At 73.9% G+C, this 18,426-nt stretch carries 21 protein-coding genes; 15 read left to right on the top strand and 6 right to left on the bottom strand.

Annotated elements, in window-relative coordinates:
• Nucleotides 1-12 precede the first annotated feature (12 nt).
• The 6 genes from ABT381_RS12325 (at nt 13) to ABT381_RS12300 (ending at nt 5,200) form a co-directional block, all read left to right on the top strand.
• Nucleotides 13-1,452: a condensation protein gene (locus ABT381_RS12325; RefSeq protein WP_351591791.1), complete on the top strand. Its 1,440-nt coding sequence runs from the start codon at nt 13-15 to the stop codon at nt 1,450-1,452.
• Nucleotides 1,449-2,231 (top strand): class I SAM-dependent methyltransferase, encoded by a 783-nt coding sequence (locus ABT381_RS12320; RefSeq protein ID WP_351591788.1) that lies wholly within the window; start codon nt 1,449-1,451, stop codon nt 2,229-2,231. The genes ABT381_RS12325 and ABT381_RS12320 overlap by 4 nt, the downstream gene beginning before the upstream one ends.
• Nucleotides 2,232-2,319: 88 nt before the next feature.
• Nucleotides 2,320-2,580: a Trm112 family protein gene (locus ABT381_RS12315; RefSeq protein WP_351591786.1), complete on the top strand. Its 261-nt coding sequence runs from the start codon at nt 2,320-2,322 to the stop codon at nt 2,578-2,580.
• The gene (locus ABT381_RS12310) at nt 2,577-3,410 is read left to right on the top strand and encodes an FkbM family methyltransferase (RefSeq protein ID WP_351591783.1); all 834 of its coding nucleotides are present in this window, start codon (nt 2,577-2,579) and stop codon (nt 3,408-3,410) included. Before ABT381_RS12315 ends, ABT381_RS12310 begins: the two co-directional genes overlap by 4 nt.
• The gene (locus tag ABT381_RS12305; protein WP_351591780.1) at nt 3,394-4,038 is read left to right on the top strand and encodes a hypothetical protein; all 645 of its coding nucleotides are present in this window, start codon (nt 3,394-3,396) and stop codon (nt 4,036-4,038) included. The genes ABT381_RS12310 and ABT381_RS12305 overlap by 17 nt, the downstream gene beginning before the upstream one ends.
• A 130-nt stretch (nt 4,039-4,168) precedes the next feature.
• Entirely contained in the window at nt 4,169-5,200 is a 1,032-nt protein-coding gene (locus ABT381_RS12300; protein WP_351591777.1) for a rod shape-determining protein, read from the top strand.
• A gap of 134 nt (nt 5,201-5,334) precedes the next feature.
• On the opposite strand, the gene ABT381_RS12295 is transcribed toward ABT381_RS12300, so the two are convergent.
• The 5 genes from ABT381_RS12295 to paaI form a co-directional block, all read right to left on the bottom strand.
• Entirely contained in the window at nt 5,335-5,931 is a 597-nt protein-coding gene (locus ABT381_RS12295; RefSeq protein WP_351591774.1) for a histidine phosphatase family protein, read from the bottom strand.
• Nucleotides 5,924-6,307, bottom strand: a complete 384-nt coding sequence (trxA, locus tag ABT381_RS12290; RefSeq protein ID WP_467754662.1) for a thioredoxin — start codon at nt 6,305-6,307, stop codon at nt 5,924-5,926. The genes ABT381_RS12295 and trxA overlap by 8 nt, the downstream gene beginning before the upstream one ends.
• Nucleotides 6,308-6,550: 243 nt before the next feature.
• Complete coding sequence (locus ABT381_RS12285; protein WP_351591769.1) at nt 6,551-7,168, bottom strand: TetR/AcrR family transcriptional regulator; 618 nt, start codon at nt 7,166-7,168, stop codon at nt 6,551-6,553.
• Between the two features lie 72 nt (nt 7,169-7,240).
• Nucleotides 7,241-8,590, bottom strand: a complete 1,350-nt coding sequence (gene paaK, locus ABT381_RS12280; RefSeq protein WP_351591873.1) for a phenylacetate--CoA ligase PaaK — start codon at nt 8,588-8,590, stop codon at nt 7,241-7,243.
• A gap of 5 nt (nt 8,591-8,595) precedes the next feature.
• Nucleotides 8,596-9,000, bottom strand: coding sequence for a hydroxyphenylacetyl-CoA thioesterase PaaI (paaI, locus tag ABT381_RS12275; protein ID WP_351591767.1), 405 nt, complete (start codon nt 8,998-9,000; stop codon nt 8,596-8,598).
• Between the two features lie 100 nt (nt 9,001-9,100).
• Between paaI and paaN the strand changes: the two genes are divergently transcribed.
• The 9 genes from paaN to paaE all read left to right on the top strand — a co-directional run bounded on the left by paaN (nt 9,101) and on the right by paaE (nt 18,044).
• Nucleotides 9,101-10,888: a phenylacetic acid degradation protein PaaN gene (paaN, locus tag ABT381_RS12270; RefSeq protein WP_351591765.1), complete on the top strand. Its 1,788-nt coding sequence runs from the start codon at nt 9,101-9,103 to the stop codon at nt 10,886-10,888.
• A gap of 1 nt (nt 10,889) precedes the next feature.
• A complete protein-coding gene (locus ABT381_RS12265; RefSeq protein ID WP_351591763.1) occupies nt 10,890-12,125 on the top strand; it encodes a thiolase family protein in 1,236 nt (411 codons plus the stop codon).
• A complete protein-coding gene (locus ABT381_RS12260; protein ID WP_351591761.1) occupies nt 12,122-13,021 on the top strand; it encodes an enoyl-CoA hydratase/isomerase family protein in 900 nt (299 codons plus the stop codon). Before ABT381_RS12265 ends, ABT381_RS12260 begins: the two co-directional genes overlap by 4 nt.
• Complete coding sequence (locus ABT381_RS12255) at nt 13,018-13,917, top strand: 3-hydroxyacyl-CoA dehydrogenase family protein (RefSeq protein WP_351591759.1); 900 nt, start codon at nt 13,018-13,020, stop codon at nt 13,915-13,917. The genes ABT381_RS12260 and ABT381_RS12255 overlap by 4 nt, the downstream gene beginning before the upstream one ends.
• A gap of 206 nt (nt 13,918-14,123) precedes the next feature.
• Complete coding sequence (gene paaA, locus ABT381_RS12250; protein ID WP_351591757.1) at nt 14,124-15,131, top strand: 1,2-phenylacetyl-CoA epoxidase subunit PaaA; 1,008 nt, start codon at nt 14,124-14,126, stop codon at nt 15,129-15,131.
• Nucleotides 15,128-15,454 carry a 1,2-phenylacetyl-CoA epoxidase subunit PaaB gene (gene paaB / locus ABT381_RS12245; RefSeq protein ID WP_351591755.1) on the top strand — a complete coding sequence of 109 codons (327 nt, stop codon included), beginning with the start codon at nt 15,128-15,130 and terminating at the stop codon, nt 15,452-15,454. Before paaA ends, paaB begins: the two co-directional genes overlap by 4 nt.
• A gap of 36 nt (nt 15,455-15,490) precedes the next feature.
• Nucleotides 15,491-16,378, top strand: a complete 888-nt coding sequence (gene paaC, locus ABT381_RS12240; RefSeq protein ID WP_351591752.1) for a 1,2-phenylacetyl-CoA epoxidase subunit PaaC — start codon at nt 15,491-15,493, stop codon at nt 16,376-16,378.
• A 2-nt stretch (nt 16,379-16,380) separates the two neighbouring features.
• On the top strand, nt 16,381-16,929 hold the full coding sequence (paaD, locus tag ABT381_RS12235) for a 1,2-phenylacetyl-CoA epoxidase subunit PaaD (RefSeq protein ID WP_351591747.1): 549 nt from the start codon (nt 16,381-16,383) through the stop codon (nt 16,927-16,929).
• Nucleotides 16,929-18,044: a 1,2-phenylacetyl-CoA epoxidase subunit PaaE gene (gene paaE, locus ABT381_RS12230; protein WP_351591744.1), complete on the top strand. Its 1,116-nt coding sequence runs from the start codon at nt 16,929-16,931 to the stop codon at nt 18,042-18,044. The genes paaD and paaE overlap by 1 nt, the downstream gene beginning before the upstream one ends.
• A 41-nt stretch (nt 18,045-18,085) precedes the next feature.
• Here the strand turns inward: paaE and ABT381_RS12225 are convergent.
• Nucleotides 18,086-18,426 (bottom strand): helix-turn-helix domain-containing protein (locus ABT381_RS12225; protein WP_351591741.1); only part of this gene is annotated, 341 nt, incomplete at its 5' end.

Raw genomic sequence — 18,426 nt, 5'->3', positions numbered from 1 at the left:
CCCATGGCCCCCATGCCCCCCACGCCAGCCAAGACGCCCCTGCGCCCACCCACGGCGCTGCGCACCACCGTTCCACCTCCCCGCCCGGTCCCTTTCCCCCTCGTGGACGAGATCGCCCGGCACTGCGCCCAGGAGGCCGAACCGGAGACCGTGCACGTGGAGGTGCACCTGCCGGAACGTGTGGACCACCCGCGGCTGCGCGCCGCATTCGGGCGGGCGCTGGCGCGGCACCCGAGGGCGCTACTGCGGCAGGCCCCCGTGCGCTGGTGGCACCGGCGGTACGTATGGGAGCCGGCCGGCGCACCGGGCCTGCCCCCGGTGTCCTTCCCTGGGCCGGGTCCGGAGGCGCTGCGCCGCGACCGGGAGCGGGCACTTGCCGAGTGCCCGCCCCTGGACGCCGGCCCGCCCGTACGCCTGGCGGTGATCGAACGGGCCACCGGTACGGGCACCGGCTCCGTGCTGCTCCTCACCGCCCACCACACGGCCCTGGACGCCCCGTCCTGCCTGCGTCTGCTGGCGACCACCGCCGAGCTGTACGGCGGCGCGGACAACTCCCCCGCGCCGCCTCCCGTACGCGCCCCGGAGCCGGCCGTCCGGCACGCCCGTAGGAGCAGCGCGGCGCACGTAAGCACCGCGCTGCGCCATCCGGCCCGTGTCACCGCCGACCACGGTGACGCGGCCCCCGGCAACAACAGCAGCAGCAATGGCAACGGCATGCTCCTGACCGAACTGCCCGTACCGGACCGGCCGCCCCGCGCTCCCGGGGCGGCCCGGTCCGCGCACACGGTCAACGACCAACTCCTCGTCGCCGCCTTCCTGATGGTGACCCGCTGGAACCACCTCCACGGAGCCCGCGCCGCTCCCGTGGTGCTCACCATGCCCGTCGACGACCGGCCACGCGGTACCGAGATGCCGCTGGGCAACGGGACACGGCTGGTATCGGTGTGCTTCGGGCCGGCGGACCTCCGGGACGCGGCGCCGGCCGCCGTCTCCGGGACGCCGGACCCGGCGGCGGTCGCCCGGCTGCTGCGCCGCACCGCGGCCCGCACCCGCGTCCTCAAGGCCACGCCCGGCCGCCAACTGGGGCTCGCGGGCTCGGTCCTGACCGCCCCCGTGCTGCCGGTCGGCGTACGGGCCGCCGTGACCCGCCGCGTGCGTGCCGCCGCCGCGCCCTGGACCTCCACCGCCCTGCTCTCCAACATGGGCCGGGTGCCGTACCCGTTCGACTTCGGCGACGCGGGCCGGGCCACCGGGGTGTGGTTCTCCGCGCCGGCCCGGATGCCGCGCGGACTGTCGCTCACCGCCGTCTCCGTCGGCGGGGACAGCGGAGAGGGTGGCCGGATCCAGCTCACGCTGCGGTGGTCCCGGGCGCTGCTGGACGACGCGGCGGGCGCGGCCCTGTGCGCGCTCTTCGAGGAGTCGTTGGCGGCGACCTCCTGGAGCGGCGCATGACCACGGCAGGCGCGCGGCACGGCCCCGGGGGCCTGCGGTCCTTCTACGAGAACCCGTTGGTGCCCGTCGCCTCCGGGGCCGAACGGGCCCGGCGGCAGGCGCAGATGCTGGCACGGGCGCTCGGCCCGGCCGGCGGCGAGCAGGCCGGTGGCGGACAGGTCGGCAGCGGGCGGGCCCCGGCCACCGTGCTGGACGTCGGTTGCGGCGACGGGTCGGCCGCGGCCACCGCCGCGCCGTACCTGTCCGGTCACCGCCTCGTGGGCGTCGACTGGTCACAGGGCGCGCTGCGTCGCGCGGCGACCCGCATCCCGTATGCCGTGCGCGGCGAACTCACCGGTGCCGGGCTGCCCTTCGGGGACGGGGTGGCCGGCGCGGTGCTCTTCAGCGAGGTCGTCGAGCACCTCGTGGAGCCCGACGCGGCCCTCGACGAGCTGCGCCGCGTCCTGCGCCCGGGCGGTCATCTGCTGCTCTCCACGCCCAACCTCGCCGCCTGGTACAACCGCGGCCTACTGCTGGCCGGCGTGCAGCCGGTGTTCTCGGAGGTGAGCCTGCGCGGCATCCACGGCCGCCCGGGCAGCCAGGTCGTCGGCCACCTGCGGCTCTACACCGCCCGTGCGCTGCGCGGTTTCCTGACGGCTGCCGGGTTCGAGGTCGTACGGATGGCGGGGGCGCCGTACCACGACGTGCCGCGCCCGCTGCGGCCACTGGACCGGGCGGCCTGCCGGGTGCCGTCGCTGGCGTCCATCCTGCTGGTGCACGCCCGCAAGGCGGGGCGGTAGCCGTGCCGCGCGCGCCGTGGACCGGCATCCGCCGGCGGACGACGGTCGGCGCCGTCCCACCACCGCATTCGTACGAGGGAGCTGATGGATGAAGCCGGACGACCCGCTGCTGCGGATTCTCGCCTGCCCGCTCGACAAGGGGCCGCTGGCCCTGATTGCCCCGGAGGGCGTGCTCTACAACCCCCGGTTACGCCGCCGCTATCCGATCCTGGACGGCGTGCCGCAGCTGCTGCCCTCTTCGGGGGAGCAGGTCTCCCCCGAAGAGCACGAGCGGCTGCTGTCCCGTATGGAGGCGGCGGGCGGGGCGCACGGCGCGGCGGGCCCCTCCGAAGGCGGGGCCCGGCCGTGACGCTCGCCGCGCGGCTCGCCCCGCACCTGCCGCCACGGCTGGTCTCCGCCGCCGCGACGCTGCTCTACCCGCGCTTCGAGCCCGAGCTGCACCGGCTCTCCGACTTCTGCCGACCCGGCGGCACCGCCGTGGACGTGGGCGGCTGGTACGGGCCCTGGGCGCGGCATCTGGCGCGCCGCTCCGACCGGGTCGTCACGCTGGAGCCGGTGCCGCACCTGGCGCGGCTCCTGGCGGCCGTGACGCCCGACAACGTCGAGGTGATCCGGGCCGCGGCCGGCGACCGCTCGGGGACCGCCACGCTGTGGCTGGCCTCTGGAGGGCGCGGCGACCGCGGCGTCTCCTCACTGGTGCGCCGCCGGCTGCACCGCAGCGCCCTGGAGGTGCGCTGCCTGGCCCTGGACGATCTGGAGCTGTCCGACGTGACGCTCATCAAGATCGATGTGGACGGCGGCGAACCGGCGGTGCTGCGCGGTGCCGAACGCACCGTCGAGCGGTACCGGCCCGCCCTCTTCGTGGAACTGGAGACCCGTATCCAGCCGCTCGGGCCGGTCCTGGAGTGGATCGCGGCGCGCGACTACAGGGGCTGGGTGCTGCCCGGCGACCGCTGGCTCCCCCTGGCCGCCTTCGACCTTCCGGGGCATCAGGCCCGCACGTCCTACGTGGCCGAGCACGGCCTGCTGCGCCGCACACTGGTGCCGCACCGCCGCTACGTCAACTCGGTGCTGTTCCTGCCGCGCGGCCGCGGCCCCGGGGACCCCGCGTACCGTACGAACCCGGCCGCCACCCGACCCGTTCTGCGCGACGATGTGCGGCATGAGCCCTACGGATGAGCCCGGAACCCCCCGCGCACCGCGGAGCCGGCTGGAGGAGCCCGGAGGAGGGCCGCAGGGCCCGCTCGGCGTGCCGGGCCGGCTCGGCTTCCAGCTGGTCCTGCTGCGCCGCATGGCCGATCACCAGCCGGGCCTGGTGGAGGACGCGCTGCGCACCCTGGGCGCGACCCGCCCCGAGATGCGCGAGGCCAACCGCCGCTGGCAGGCGATGAGCCGCTCGCCCCGGTCGCGCGGCGCCCTGCAGCGGTACCGCTCGGTCCTGGGCCCTCCGGAGACCGACACCGCCCGCCGACTGGGCGACCTGACGTGCCGGGCGCTGACCTGGCCGGTACCGCTCTGGCCGGGTCTGCGCTTCGAGGTGCTGGCCGCGCCCGGGGGCGCGGTGTGGAACGAGTGGCTGATCCGCGCCCCGGGTGCGCCGGGTCCGGTACTCCGTACGGCCGACGACCTGGTGCCGTGGTCCTGCACCGTCGACGAGGTCGCACGCGCGTTCCCCCCGGCCCGCCCGATGGAGGGCTCTGCGCCCACCCGCTGGCGCCTCGCCTTCACCGCTCCCGGCCCGTCCGGAGGCCCGGAACCGCGGGTCGCGGAGTTCACCTGGGGCCTGCTGCAACGGGTGACCGAGTAGGGCGGCGGACGGCCGTGGGTCCCTCACACGGCCCCGTTCAGCGGGCAGCCGGACGCGTGCGGCAGAAGGATGACGGTCGAGAGGTGTGCTGCCGCTCCTGCCCCTACCGGCCCACCCGCGGAGGAACTCCATGACCACCAGCGTTGGGCAGCTGCGTCGTTGCTCGGTCGCCGTCGACCTCGGCGCGGCGCGCACCCGGGTGTACGTGAAGAACCACGGCCTGATCGTGGACGAACCGACCGTCACAGCCGTCAACAGCCGTACCGGCGCGCTCATAGCCGTCGGCGGCCGCGCCGAGTACATGGCGGGCCGGACCCCCGACCACATCCGGGTGGTCCGCCCGGTCTGCCACGGCACGATCGTGGACATCGAGATGGCCCAACGGCTGCTGCGGCAGCTCGTGGGCGACAAACTGCGCCGCGCGTGGCGGCGCAAACCCACCATGCGGGCGGCGGTCTGCCTGCCCGCGGGAAGCGAGCCGCTGACCCAGCGGGCCGCCGTGGAGACGCTCACCGGGCTCGGCGCCCGGCGGGTGGAACTGGTCGACACGATGGTGGCCGCCGCCGTGGGCTGCGGGCTGCCGGTCGAACAGCCGGAAGCGACGATGATCGTGGTCTGCGGAGCCGGCACGACGCAGGTCGCCGTGCTGTCCCTCGGGTCCATCGTGGCCTCCGAGACCGTCCCCGTGGGCGGCGAGGCCGTCGACCACGCCGTCGTACAGCATCTGCGGCTGCACCACGAGCTGATGGTGGCCAGCCAGAACATCCGCCCGCTGCACCTGGCGCTCGCCGGTGACGACGGGCCCGAGCCGGCCCCGGTGGAGGTGCACGGCCGGGACGTGGCCAGCGGCGAGGCCCGCTGCGTCCTCGTGGAGCCCGAACGCGTACGGCGCGCCATCGCCGCCCGGCTCACCGGCGTCCTCGACGGCATCAGTGAGGTGCTGCGGCGCTGCCCGCCCGACCTGGTCGCCGACCTCGCCGAGCGCGGCATCATGCTGGCCGGCGGCAGCGCGCTGATCCCGGGCCTGGAGCCGATGATCCGGCAGGGCACGATGATGCCCGTCCAGGTGGCCGAGCGCCCGGACACCTGCGCCGTACAGGGGCTGGCCGCGATGATCGAGGGCCATGTCTCCCCTCTGGAGCTGGCGCCGCTGACCCCCTGAAGAGCACACGGCCTCAAGCGCATACGTAAGAAGCCCGCGAGCCGGAAGGCTCGCGGGCTCCGTACGTATGCGGGAAGGATCGCCCCCGTAGGAGAGGCCGCCGTCGGCCTCTGGGGAGCGTCCGCGGACACTCCCTAGGGCGTCCGGGTGTTCCAGGCCACCACCGCGGGGCGGTCGTGTTCCGTGCCGAGCACGCCGATCGCCCCCGTCTCGAAGGTGAACAGCGCGCCTGCGGACGCGGGCAGCCCCAGCTGCCGGGCCGCCAGCACGCGCAGGAAGTGCGCGTGCCCGACCAGCGCGACGTCCCCGTCGGCCGCCGCCCGCCGCGGCGCGAGCCGGGCCAGTACGCGGTCGGCGCGCGCACCCACCTGCTCGGGCGTCTCGCCCGGATGCCCCTCGGGGCCCGGGGTGACGCCGTCGGTGAACAGGAACCAGTCGGGGCGGGTGCGGTGGATGTCCGCCGTGCGCACGCCTTCGTAGCCGCCGTAGTCCCACTCCACCAGGTCGGCATCGACCTCGGTGTCGGTGAGCCCGGCCAGCTCGGCGGTCCTGCGGGCCCGGACCATCGGGCTGACCAGCGTCAGCGCCACGGTCCGGCCGGCGAGCAGCGGGCGCAGCTCCCGGGCCTGCTCGACGCCGCGCTCGGTGAGGGGGAGGTCGGTCCAGCTGGTGTGCTGACCCGAACGGCTCCACTCCGTCTCACCGTGCCGGATCAGCAGGAGCTCACTCACCGCCGCCCTGCTGCTCCTTCTGGGCCTCCTCGACGGACGCGCGGACGTCGTCCATGTCGAGGTTGCGGGCCTGGCCGATGACGTCCTCCAGGGCCTCCTCGGGGAGCGCGCCGGGCTGCGAGAAGACCGCGATGTTGTCCCGGACGATCATCACCGTGGGGATCGACTGGATCTGGAAGGCCGCGGCCAGCTCCGGCTGCGCCTCGGTGTCGACCTTGGCGAAAATCAGGTCCTCGTGCTTCTCGGAGGACTTCTCGAAGACCGGCGAGAACTGCTTGCACGGACCGCACCACTCGGCCCAGAAGTCGATGAGGACGAAATCGTTCCCGGAGACGATCTCGTCGAAGTTGTCCTTGGTGAGCTCTACCGTGCTCATGTGCTTTCCCTGCTTCCGGTCCGGTCGTCGGTGTTCAGCCGCGTCAACGGGAGACGCGGAGGGACGTATTCCACCAGGGTGTCCCACATACCGTGCTCCGCATCCCGCGCCACGCGGCCGTCCGGCACCCCTGCCCAGGTTGCGCCGTCCTAGACATACACATTCCGCCTGATCGGGAACGGGCCGCCGCCCGGGCGTGTCGCGGACCCGGCACCGGATGGTCGGCCCCGCGCCCTGGGGTGGTCAGTCCCGCTGCGCCCGTAGGCCGTCGAAGACCATCGTGGCCAGCGCACCGGCCATCGTCGGTACGGACAGCCCGCCGTCCGGGCGGTACCACTCGATCAGGGAATTGACCGTACCGAACAGCAGCCGGCTGATCAGCGCCGGGTCGATGTCACCGCGTACCCCGCCCTCGGCCGCCGCCTGCCGCACCAGCTCCGCGACCCGGTGATCGAACTCACGCCGCCGCTCCAGGGCCCGATTCTCCGCCGCACTGTTGCCGTGCACGCGCAGCAGCAGCGTCACGTACGGCAGCTCGGCGGCCAGCGTCTCCACGCTGCGCCGCACGGTGTGCTCCAGACGGGCCGTGGCGTCCGCGTGCGCGCCGCACGGCTCGTCGAGTACCGCGAAGAGCGCGTCCAGGGCCCGCCCGACGGCCAGGTCGAGCAGCTCTTCCTTGCCGGACACGTGGTGGTAGATGGAGGACTTGCTGATGCCCAGCCTGCGGGCCAGCTCCTCCATGCCGGTGCCGTCGTAGCCGCGCTCGTTGAACACCGCGACCGCGACCTCCACGAGGGAGTCGCGGTCGTAGGTGGTCCGGCCCTGCCGTGCCCCCGGGTTCCGGTCGGGTGGTCTGATCATGCCCTCACTGTGGCACGGGGTGCGCCCGCTACGGGTGGCGGGCGGGCGCCCCGTACTGGGGCGTGCGGGGCGTCAGTCCCGTTCGCGCAGGTCCACGATGCGCTTGAGCTTGCCGACCGAGCGCTCCAGCGTCTCCGGGTCGACGATGTCGACGCCCACGGTCACCCCGACGCCGTCCTTGATGCCCTTGGCGATCGAGGCCGCGGCCGCCGCGCGGGCATCCGTACCGGCGTCGGCGCGCGCCTCGACCCGTACGGTCAGGTGGTCCATCCGGCCGCGCCGGGAGAGCTCCAGCTGGAAGTGCGGGGCGACCGCGGGGGTGCGCAGCACGATCTCCTCGATCTGGGACGGGAAGAGGTTCACCCCGCGCAGGATGATCATGTCGTCGCAGCGCCCGGTGACCTTCTGGATGCGGCGGAAGTTCGGGCGGGCCGTGCCGGGCAGCAGCCGGGTGAGGTCGCGGGTGCGGTACCGGATGACCGGCAGCGCCTCCTTGGTCAGCGAGGTGAACGTCAGCTCGCCCTCCTCGCCGTCGGGCAGCGCCTCTCCGGTGACCGGATCGACGATCTCGGGGAAGAAGTGGTCCTCCCAGACGTGCAGCCCGTCCTTGGTCTCCACGCACTCCTGTGCCACGCCCGGGCCGATGACCTCGGACAGGCCGTAGATGTCGACCGCGTGGATGTCCATCCGCTCCTCGATCTCGCGGCGCATCTCCTCGGTCCACGGCTCGGCACCGAAGATGCCGATCTGCAGGGAGGTCGTACGGGGATCGACGCCCTGCCGCTCGAACTCGTCGAGGAGCGTGAGCATGTACGAGGGCGTGACGAGGATGATCTCGGGCCGGAAGTCCTGGATGAGCTGGACCTGACGGGCGGTCATGCCGCCGGAGGCGGGGATGACCGTGCAGCCCGCGCGCTCGGCACCGTAGTGCGCGCCGAGCCCGCCGGTGAACAGGCCGTACCCGTAGGAGTTGTGCACCTTGTGGCCCGGGCGGCCGCCGGCCGCGCGGATCGAGCGGGCGAACACGTCCGCCCACATGTCCAGGTCGGCCTCGGTGTACCCGACGACGGTGGGGCGGCCCGTCGTCCCGCTGGAGGCGTGCAGGCGCCGGACGTCCGCCATGGGCACGGCGAACATCCCGAAGGGGTACGTGTCGCGCAGGTCGGCCTTGGTGGTGAAGGGAAAGCGCGCCAGGTCCGCCAGGCTGCGGCAGTCCTCGGGCCGGACGCCGGCCGCGTCGAACTTCGTGCGGTACAGCTCGACGTTGTCGTACGCGTGCCGCAGCGTGGCTCGGAGGTTCTTGAGCTGCTGCGCCCGCAGTTCGTCGCGGCTGAGCCGCTCGCCCGCGTCCAGGAGCTCGTCGGGGAGCGGGGTGCCGGTCTTCCGGCGCTCGGCCGCCGCGGCCGTCGGATTGCTGCCCATGCTGCTCATTCCTCCACACCTCGGATCACGCGGCTCCGCCCCCGGAACTCCGCGATGACTTCCTCGCCCCGCCGGACGCTCACGTCGTATATGCCGCTCCGCCCGTACCGCGTGCGCTCCTCGGCCCGTGCCAGGAGGACGTCGCCCTGCCTGGCCGGGGCCACGAAGGTCACGTCGGCACCGGCGGCCACGGTCACCGGGCCATGGCTGTTGCAGGCGCAGGCGAAGGCCGTGTCGGCGAGCAGGAAGAGGTAGCCGCCGTGGGCGATGCCGTGCCCGTTGACCATGGTTTCGCACACGGTCATACGCAACAGGGCCGACCCCTCGTCGGCCTCCAGCAGCTCGATGCCGAGCCGCTGTGATGCCTGGTCCGCGGCGAAGATCCGCTGTGCAGGTCCGGAGTTTTCCACAGGCCATCAACCACCCTTGCTGCCCGACCGAACATTCGGTTAGCGTTACGACGCGGTTAAACAATCAGCATCTGAAGTGCCTGTCAAGAGGTGGACTGCCTTGTCCGAGAGCGTCACTGACCGAGCCGACGACCGATCCTCCGGTCGCGCCACTGACCGAGCCGACTTCTTCGCCCGCCACAAGTACCTGCTGGAGCGGGCCGTCGCCGCGGCCGGTGACCGGGACCACTGGTCGCCGCACCCGGAGTCGCCGAGCCCGAAGGTGTACGGCCCGGAGGCGGCGCCCGGCGGCGAGGCCGCCTTCCGCGCCCACCTCGGCGCCGCCTTCAAGCTCCCCGGCCATCCGCAGAGCGGCACGGTCGCCGTCGGCGAGCGCTCTCCGTACGGCCCGGCGCTGGACATCGACTATCCGCGGGTCACGCCGGAGGAGGCGGTGGCCGCGGCGAAGGCGGCGGCGCCGGCCTGGCGCGCGGCCACGCCCGACGTCCGCGCGGGAGTGGCCGCCGAGATCCTGTCCCGGCTGAACGCCGCGAGTTTCGAGATCGCGCACGCCGTGCACCACACGACGGGCCAACCGTTCGTGATGGCGTTCCAGGCGGGCGGGCCGCACGCGCAGGACCGCGGCCTGGAGGCGGTGGCGTATGCCTGGGCCGAGCAGAAGAAGCTCCCGGCGGTCACGCGCTGGGCGAAGCCGCAGCGCAAGGGCGAGCCGCTGGTCATGGAGAAGACCTTCACCCCCGTGGGCCGCGGGGTGAACCTGCTCATCGCGTGCAACACCTTCCCGACGTGGAACGGCTATCCGGGCCTCTTCGCCGGCCTGGTCACGGGCAATCCCGTGATCGTCAAGCCGCACGCGGGCGCCGTACTCCCGCTGGCGATCACCGTCCGGATCGCCCGCGAGGTGCTGGCCGAGGCCGGCTTCGACCCGGACGTGGTGCTCCTCGCCGCCGAGACCGCCGACCAGCGCACCGCCGCCGAGCTGGCGCTCCACCCGGACGTCCGGGTCGTGGACTTCACCGGCTCCAAGGAATTCGGCAACTGGCTGGAGGAGCACGCCCGCCAGGCCGTCGTGTACACGGAGAAGGCCGGTCTGAACACGGTCGTGCTGGACTCCACCGACGACTACAAGGGCCTGCTGCGCAACCTCGCCTTCGCCCTCTCCCTGTACAGCGGCCAGATGTGCACCACCCCGCAGAATCTCCTCGTGCCGCGGGACGGCATCCGTACGGACCAGGGCGCCCGCACCGCCGCCGAGTTCGCCGAGGACCTGGCGGGCGCGCTGGACAAGCTGCTCGGCGACCCGCAGCGGGCGGCCGGCACGCTCGGCGCGCTCGTCAACGACGGCGTGCGGGCGCGGCTCTCGGAGGCGGCCGGCCTGGGGCAGGCCATACATCCCTCGCAGACCGTTGACCACCCCGAGTACGACGGCGCCACGCTGAGCACGCCGCACGTCGCGCTGCTGGACGCGGCCGCCGACGCGGGGACGTACACCCGCGAGTGGTTCGGCCCGGTCTCGTTCGTGATCGCCACCGACTCCACCGAGCACAGCCTGCGGCTCTTCACCGAAACGGTCCGGGCGCACGGCGCGCTCACCGCCACCGTGCACGCCACCGGCGAGGACGTACTGGAGGCCGCCCGGGCCGCCGCCCTGGAGGCCGGGGTCCACCTCTCCGAGAACCTCACCGGTGCGGTCTTCCCCAATCAGACCGCCGCGTTCAGCGACTTCCACGGCAGCGCGGCGAACCCGGCGGCCTCGGCCACGCTCACCGACTCGGCTTTCATCACCGGCCGGTTCGACGTGCTCCAGTCCCGCCGCCACATCGCCCCGGAAACCACCACCTCTACCGCCACCGCCACCGCCACCGCCACCGCCACCGAGGAGAGCTGACGTGTCCGACGAGGTCTATCTGGTCGACGGCGCCCGTACGCCGCAGGGCCGGTACGGCGGCGCGCTGGCCTCCGTGCGCCCCGACGATCTGGCCGCCCTGGTGGTCGGCGAGGCGGTACGCCGCGCCGGCGCCCCGGCCGAGGCTGTCGACGAGGTCATACTCGGCGCGGCCAACCAGGCCGGCGAGGACAACCGCGACGTGGCGCGGATGGCCGTGCTGCTGGCCGGCCTCCCGCACACCGTCCCCGGGTACACCGTCAACCGCCTGTGCGCGTCCGGCCTGACCGCCGTCGCCTCGGCCGCGCAGGCCATCAGGGCGGGCGAGGCGGACCTGGTCGTGGCGGGCGGCGTGGAGTCGATGACCCGCGCGCCCTGGGTGATGGCCAAGCCCGGCACGCCCTGGGCCAAGCCGGGCGAGGTGCACGACACGTCGCTGGGCTGGCGGTTCACCAACCCGGCGTTCACGGCCGCCGACCGGGAGGTGGCCGGGTCCGGTCCGGAGACCGCCAAGCTGACGCTCTCCATGGGCGAGACCGCCGAGGAGGTCGCGGCGCTCGACGGCATCACGCGGGCCGAGTCCGACGCGTTCGCGCTCCGCAGCCACCAGCGGGCGGTCGCCGCGCAGGAGGCCGGCCACTTCGACCGGGAGATCGTTCCGGTCCCGGTCAAGGCCAAGCGCGGCGAGGAGACCGAGGTGACCCGCGACGAGGGCCCGCGCCCCGGCACGACCCTCGACAAGCTCGGCACGCTGCGCACGATCTTCCGCAAGGACGGCGTCGTGACCGCCGGTTCCTCCTCGCCGCTCTCCGACGGCGCGGCCGCGCTGCTGGTGGCGAGCGCCGAGGCGGTGCGGCGGTACGGCCTGACGCCCCGGGCCCGCATCGTCACCTCCGCCTCAGCGGGCCTCCAGCCGAACCTGATGGGCCTGGGCCCGGTGCCGGCCACGGAGAAGGCGCTGGCCCGCGCGGACTGGAAGATCTCGGAGCTGGACGCGATCGAGCTGAACGAAGCCTTCGCCGCCCAGTCCCTGGCCGTCACCCGGCGGCTCGGCCTGGACGAGGGCAAGGTCAACGCCGACGGCGGCGCCATCGCCCTCGGCCACCCCCTCGGCTGCTCCGGCGCCCGCATCCTGCTGACGCTGCTGGGCCGCCTGGAGCGCGAGGACGCCCGCAAGGGCCTGGCCACGCTGTGCGTCGGCGTCGGCCAGGGCGTCGCGATGCTGGTGGAGCGGATATGAGCGAAGCGGATATGAGCGACGAGGCAGCGGCCGGGAGACCCGGCACGACGACGGCCCCGGACCGCACGGCGGCCGACGCGGGCGGCGCGAGCGGCGCGGTGGTGGACGCGTCGTACGAGACGCTGCGCGTGGAGGAGCGGGACGACCGGGTCGTGGTGACGCTGTACCGCCCCGAGGCGCGCAACGCCATCAGCGGCCGGATGATCTCCGAGCTGCACGCCGTCTGCGATCTGCTGGAGCGCGACCCGAGGCTGCTGCTGCTCACCGGGCACGGCGGCGTGTTCGCGGGCGGCGCGGACATCTCCGAATTGCTGCGCCGCGGCGGGGACGACGCGCTGCGCGGCATCAACAGCCGGCTGTTCGAGCGGGTGCGGCGGCTGCCGATGCCGACGCTGGCCGCGGTGGACGGCTGGGCGCTGGGCGGCGGCGCCGAGCTGAGTTACGCCTGCGACCTCCGGATCGCCGGGCCGGACGCGGTGTTCGGGAATCCGGAGCCGGGGCTGGGCATCCTCGCCGCGGCCGGCGCGTCCTGGCGGCTGCCGGAGCTGGTCGGCGAGTCGGTCGCCAAGCAGGTGCTGCTCGCCGGGCGGAATCTGGACGCGCCGGCGGCGCTCGCCGCGGGCCTGGTCATGGAGGTCGTCCCGGCCGACGAGCTGCTGGACAGGGCACATGCCGTACTGGACCGCATGGCGCGCTCCTCGGCGACCGCGCTGCGGCTGACCAAGCTCGTCATGGACGCGCCCGGCGCGCATCCGGTCGCCGACGATCTCGCGCAGGCGGTGCTCTTCGAAGGACAGGACAAGCGGGACCGGATGACGCACTTTTTGGAGAAGAGGGGCCTGGAGAAGAGGGGCCTCGAGAAGAGGGGCCAGGAGAAGAAGGGAAAGCGGTCGTGAGTTCGGGAGTGGAGGGGGCGGCGGCGAGCGCCGCCGTGCCGAGTGCCGCCGCGCCGGCGGCCGTGGCCGTCATCGGGGGCGGCCGGATGGGCGCCGGTATCGCGCAGTCGTTCGCGGCCATCGGGTCGCGGGTCACGGTCGTCGAGAGCGGGGCCGAGGCCGCGGCCGCCGCGCTGGACCGGGTGGCCACCGGGCTCGCGCGCGCCGCCGAGCGCGGCAAGCTCGCCGAGCCGGCGGACGCGGTGCTGGCCCGGGTCGCCACGGTCGCCTCCCCCGAGGAGCTGCCCGCCGGCGTCGAGCTGGTCGTCGAGGCGGTACCGGAGAACGCCGCGCTCAAGGCGAAGCTGCTGGCCGCGGCCGAGCAGGCGGTCTCCGACGACACCGTACTGGCGACGAACACCAGCTCCCTGTCGGTCACCGAGCTCGGCGCCGCGCTCCGGCGCCCGGCCCGCTTCCTCGGCATGCACTTCTTCAACCCCGTGCCCGCCTCGGCGCTGATCGAGCTGGTCGTCGCCCCGGAGACCGCCGACGCCACCCTGCAGTCGGCGCTGGCCTGGACGCACGCGCTCGGCAAGACCGACGTCGTGGTCAAGGACTCCCCCGGCTTCGCCAGCAGCCGGCTGGGCCTGGCGCTCGGCCTGGAGGCGGTGCGGATGGTCGAGGAGGGCGTGGCGGAGCCCGCCGCGATCGACGCCGCGATGAGCCTCGGATACAAGCACCCCATGGGCCCGCTGAAGCTGACCGATCTGGTCGGCCTGGACGTCCGCCTCGCGATAGCGGAGTACTTGCAGGCCACGCTGGGCGAGCGGTTCGCGCCGCCCGCGCTGCTCCGCGAGAAGGTCGCCCGCGGCGAGCTGGGCCGGAAGACGGGACAGGGCTTCTACACATGGGAGTGAGCCGCTGAGCGACGGTGACGGTCGCCGCGCGAGGGGCTACGGCCGAGGCCCCCACCGCCGGGGCGGGGCTCGCCCCCAGGAAGCCGGCCCCGTCCCCGAAGGCGCGCACCCGCCCCTCGTAACCGATTCACGGCCGCCTCTTGCCATACACGCCGCAATACACGAGACTGAGTAACCGAACGAACGGTCGGTTGGGAAGGATGGACATGCCAAGCTCTGCATCCTCGTCACCGGGCGACACCGCGGCGGCGCCGCCCCCGGAGCCCGGGCTCCAGGCGTACTTCGACCGCACGATCGCCCGTGACCAGCGCGTCGAGCCGCGGGACTGGATGCCGGAGGGGTACCGCAGGACGCTGATCCGGCAGATCGCCCAGCACGCCCACTCCGAGATCATCGGCATGCAGCCGGAGGGCGCGTGGATCACCCGCGCCCCCTCGCTGCGCCGCAAGGCGATCCTCTTCGCGAAGGTCCAGGACGAGGCCGGCCACGGCCTGTACCTGTACTCCGCGGCCGAGACCCTGGGCGCGGACCGCGACGACCTGACCGACCGGCTGATCGAGGGCCGCCAGAAGTACTCCTCGATCTTCAACTACCCCACCCCGACCTTCGCCGACGTGGGCGTGATCGGCTGGTTCGTGGACGGCGCCGCGATCTGCAACCAGGTGCCGCTGTGCCGCAGTTCGTACGGCCCGTACGCGCGGGCCATGGTGCGGGTCTGCAAGGAGGAGTCGTTCCACCAGCGGCAGGGCTATGAGCTGCTGCGGACGATGATGGCGGGCACGCAGGCGCAGCGCGACATGGTGCAGGACGCGGTGGACCGCTGGTGGTGGCCGTCCCTGATGATGTTCGGCCCGCCGGACGACGACTCGCCGAACTCCGCGCAGTCGATGGCCTGGCGCATCAAGCGCCACTCCAATGACGAGCTGCGGCAGAAGTTCGTCGACATGACCGTCCCGCAGGCCGAGAAGCTCGGCGTCACCCTCCCCGACCCCGAGCTGAAGTGGAACGAGGAGCGCGGCCAGCACGACTTCGGCACCCCCGACTTCACCGAGCTGATGCGGGTCATCAAGGGCGACGGGCCCTGCAACGCCGAGCGGATGACCCGGCGCCGCACGGCCCACGAGGAAGGCGCCTGGGTGCGCGAAGCGGCGGCGGCACACGCCGCCAAGCAGGCCGAGCGGGCCCGTGAGGACGAGAAGGAGCACGCGGCATGAGCGAGACCCAGGGCCACCCGGAGGCGGCACAGCACCACCCCAAGGGCCAGTGGCCGCTGTACGAGATCTTCGTACGCAGCAAGCGCGGCCTGAACCACGTGCACGTCGGGTCGCTGCGCGCCGCCGACGACCGGATGGCGCTCACGCACGCCCGCGACCTCTACACCCGGCGCAACGAAGGCGTCTCCCTCTGGGCCGTGCGCAGCGACAACATCGCCGCCTCCGCGCCCGACGAGAAGGACCCGTTCTTCGAGCCCAGCGGCGACAAGGTCTACCGCCACCCGACCTTCTACGACATCCCGGCGGATGTCCCGCACATCTAGCCCACGGCACCCACGGCCTGACCAGGAGCAGCAGAAATGAGTGAAGGCGTCCACGACGATCTCGACGATCACGTGTACATGTCCCTGGCCGAGGCCGGGGGTGCGGACGGTGACGCCCGCTGGGCCTTCGGCACGGGCTTCGCCGACCCGCTGCACGGCGTGCCGACGGCGCTGCCCGAGGGCGTGGACGCCGCCGCGCTGGCCGCGGTGTGCGTGGCCCTCGGGGACGATGCGCTGATCGGCGCGCAGCGGCTGGCCGAGTGGTGCACCCGCGCCCCCGAGCTGGAGGAGGAGATGGCGCTCGCCAACATCGGCCTCGACCTGCTCGGCCAGGCCCGGCTGCTGTACGCCCGCGCCGGGCAGGCCGACGGCACGGGCCGCGGCGAGGACGCGTACGCCTACTTCCGTGACGCGGCGGACTTCCGCAACGTACGTCTGGCGGAGCTGCCCCGCGGCGACTTCGCGTGCTGCGTCGGGCGGCTGCTGGCACAGTCCGCGTGGCGGCTGGCCCTGTTCGAGCGGCTGGCCGGCTGCGCCGACCCGGTGCTGGCGGCGGTGGCGGCGAAGGGCGTCAAGGAGCTGACGTACCACCGGCAGTACGCGGCGGAGTGGGTCGTCCGGCTCGGCGACGGCACGGCGGAGTCGCACCGCCGGATGCAGGCCGCCTGGACGGAGCTCGCCCCCTGGCTGGACGAGCTGTACGCGGACCGGACCGCCGAGGGTTTCGGCGCGCCCGCCGAGGAGGTCGCCGAAGCCACCCGCGCGGTGCTCGCCCAGGTGGCCGAGGCGGCCGGGCTGACGACTCCCGCGCAGGTCACGGCCGTGCCGGGCGCGGGCCGGGCCGGCGACCGCACGGAGCACCTGGCGCCGCTCCTCGCCGAGCTGCAGGGCCTCGCCCGCGCCCACCCGGAAGCCGCGTGGTGACGATGACCGCGACCCTGCACTCTCTCCACGACAACGGTGCTGCGCCGGAGACCGCCGCGGCCCGCGCCCGGCGGATCGCCTCCGAGGTCGTCGACCCCGAGCTGCCCATGGTCACCCTCGCCGAGCTGGGCGTTCTGCGCGGCGTCGAGGTGGCGCCGGACGGCTCGGTCACCGCCACCATGACCCCGACGTACTCGGGCTGCCCGGCCATGGCCGAGATGCGGGCCACGCTCGCGGCGCGGCTGCGCGCTGCCGGGTACACGGATGTCCGTATCGAAACGGTGCTGGACCCGCCGTGGACGACGGACTGGATCTCCGAGGAGGGCCGCCGCAAGCTCGCCGAGCACGGCATCGCGCCGCCCGGCCCGGCCCCGCGCCGCACCGAAGGCCCGGTCCTGCTGGACCTGTCGCCGACCCGCCGGACCGTGCCCTGCCCGCGCTGCGGCTCCGCCGACACCGAGGAGCTCTCCCGCTTCGGCGCCACCTCCTGCCGGGCGCTGCGCCGCTGCCGCAGCTGCCGGGAACCGTACGAGCACGTCAAGGAGATCTGATGACCGCCCCCACCGCGCCCGCCTCGCCCGCCCCGGCGGCGGCCCCGGCCCGCCGGCGTCCGGCGTTCCACTCCCTCCGCGTCGCCGCGGTCGAGCCGCTGACCGACGACTCCGCCGCCGTCGGCTTCGAGGTACCGGAGGAGCTGGCCGAGGAGTTCGCGTTCGCGCCCGGCCAGTCGCTCACCCTCCGCCGGGAGATCGACGGCCGCGACGAGCGCCGCTCGTACAGCATCTGCGCGCCCGTGGGCGACACCCCGCGCATCGGCGTCCGCGTCGTGCCCGGCGGCCTCTTCTCGTCCTGGCTGGTGGAGGAGGTGCGCCCGGGGGACACCGTCGAGGTAATGGCGCCCACCGGCTTCTTCACCCCCGACCTCACCGTCCCCGGCCACCACGTCCTGATCGCGGCCGGCTCCGGGATCACGCCGATGCTCTCCATCGCCGCTTCCGTGCTGGCGGCGGACGACAGCTCGCGCGTCACGCTGTTCTACGGCAACCGCCGCACGGCCACGGTGATGTTCGCGGACGAGCTCGCCGACCTGAAGGATCGTTACCCCACCCGCTTCCAGCTCGGCCACGTCCTCTCCCGGGAGCCGCGCGAGGCCGAACTGCTCTCCGGGCGCCTGGACGCCGACCGCCTGTCCGCGCTCATCGGCTCGCTGGTGGACGTCGCGGACGCCGACCACTGGTGGCTGTGCGGCCCGCACGGCATGGTCCGCGACGCCCAGCAGGTACTGGCCGGCCTCGGCGTGCCCGAGGACCGCGTACACCAGGAGCTGTTCTACGCCGACGACGAGCCGGTGCGCGAGGCGCGGCACGAAGAGGCCGCGGCCGACGGCCCGGTCAGCGAGGTCACGATCACCCTCGACGGCCGGACGACGACCCAGCCGCTCTCCCGCGACCGCGCCATACTGGACGGCGCCCAACAGGTCCGCCCGGACGTCCCGTTCGCCTGCAAGGGCGGCGTCTGCGGCACCTGCCGCGCGCTGATCCGCGATGGCGAGGCCGACATGCGCCGCAACTTCGCCCTGGAGACCTCCGAGGTCGAGGCCGGTTACGTCCTCACCTGCCAGACCTTCCCGGCCTCCGACACCCTGACGGTCGACTTCGACAGCTGACCGCTCGGAGCGGTTCTCGGAGCGGCTCCCGGAGCCTGTGTCTAGACAGAGGCTCTCAGCTCCAGCCACGCCGCCAGCCGTACGTCCGGGTCGTCCAGGTCCAGCGGGAACAGCTCGCGGATGCGGCGCAGGCGGTGGCGCAGGGTGTTCGGGTGCACCGTGAGGCGGGCCGCGGCCGAGGCCACGTCGCCGACCGCGGCCAGCCACGCCGTGAGGGTCGCCGCGTAGTCCGTGCCCTGCTCGCGGTCGTGCGCCAGCAGCGCGGTGACGCCCGGCAGCCGCAGCCAGGGGTCCCGGTCCAGCTCGTCCCCGAGGCGGTCCAGCAGGATGCGGTGGCGGACGTCGCCGGCCGTGGCCGCCGGGCGCGCGGGCCCGTCGCCGG

This window comes from Streptomyces sp. NPDC000151 (assembly GCF_040301705.1).
Lineage (GTDB): Bacteria > Actinomycetota > Actinomycetes > Streptomycetales > Streptomycetaceae > Streptomyces.
The sequence above is the reverse complement of the archived record's forward strand: the minus strand, read 5'-3'. Positions and strand labels throughout refer to the sequence as shown.

Bases quoted from the DNA above. Each gene is read 5' to 3' on its own strand.
- ABT381_RS12325 (WP_351591791.1), top strand. From the start codon at position 13: ATGCCCCCCACGCCAGCCAAGACGCCCCTGCGCCCACCCACGGCGCTG.
- ABT381_RS12320 (WP_351591788.1), top strand. From the start codon at position 1,449: ATGACCACGGCAGGCGCGCGGCACGGCCCCGGGGGCCTGCGGTCCTTC.
- ABT381_RS12315 (WP_351591786.1), top strand. From the start codon at position 2,320: ATGAAGCCGGACGACCCGCTGCTGCGGATTCTCGCCTGCCCGCTCGAC.
- ABT381_RS12305 (WP_351591780.1), top strand. From the start codon at position 3,394: ATGAGCCCTACGGATGAGCCCGGAACCCCCCGCGCACCGCGGAGCCGG.
- ABT381_RS12300 (WP_351591777.1), top strand. From the start codon at position 4,169: ATGACCACCAGCGTTGGGCAGCTGCGTCGTTGCTCGGTCGCCGTCGAC.
- trxA (WP_467754662.1), bottom strand. From the start codon at position 6,307: ATGAGCACGGTAGAGCTCACCAAGGACAACTTCGACGAGATCGTCTCC.
- ABT381_RS12285 (WP_351591769.1), bottom strand. From the start codon at position 7,168: ATGATCAGACCACCCGACCGGAACCCGGGGGCACGGCAGGGCCGGACC.
- paaK (WP_351591873.1), bottom strand. From the start codon at position 8,590: ATGGGCAGCAATCCGACGGCCGCGGCGGCCGAGCGCCGGAAGACCGGC.
- ABT381_RS12260 (WP_351591761.1), top strand. From the start codon at position 12,122: ATGAGCGAAGCGGATATGAGCGACGAGGCAGCGGCCGGGAGACCCGGC.
- paaA (WP_351591757.1), top strand. From the start codon at position 14,124: ATGCCAAGCTCTGCATCCTCGTCACCGGGCGACACCGCGGCGGCGCCG.
- paaB (WP_351591755.1), top strand. From the start codon at position 15,128: ATGAGCGAGACCCAGGGCCACCCGGAGGCGGCACAGCACCACCCCAAG.
- paaC (WP_351591752.1), top strand. From the start codon at position 15,491: ATGAGTGAAGGCGTCCACGACGATCTCGACGATCACGTGTACATGTCC.
- paaD (WP_351591747.1), top strand. From the start codon at position 16,381: ATGACCGCGACCCTGCACTCTCTCCACGACAACGGTGCTGCGCCGGAG.
- paaE (WP_351591744.1), top strand. From the start codon at position 16,929: ATGACCGCCCCCACCGCGCCCGCCTCGCCCGCCCCGGCGGCGGCCCCG.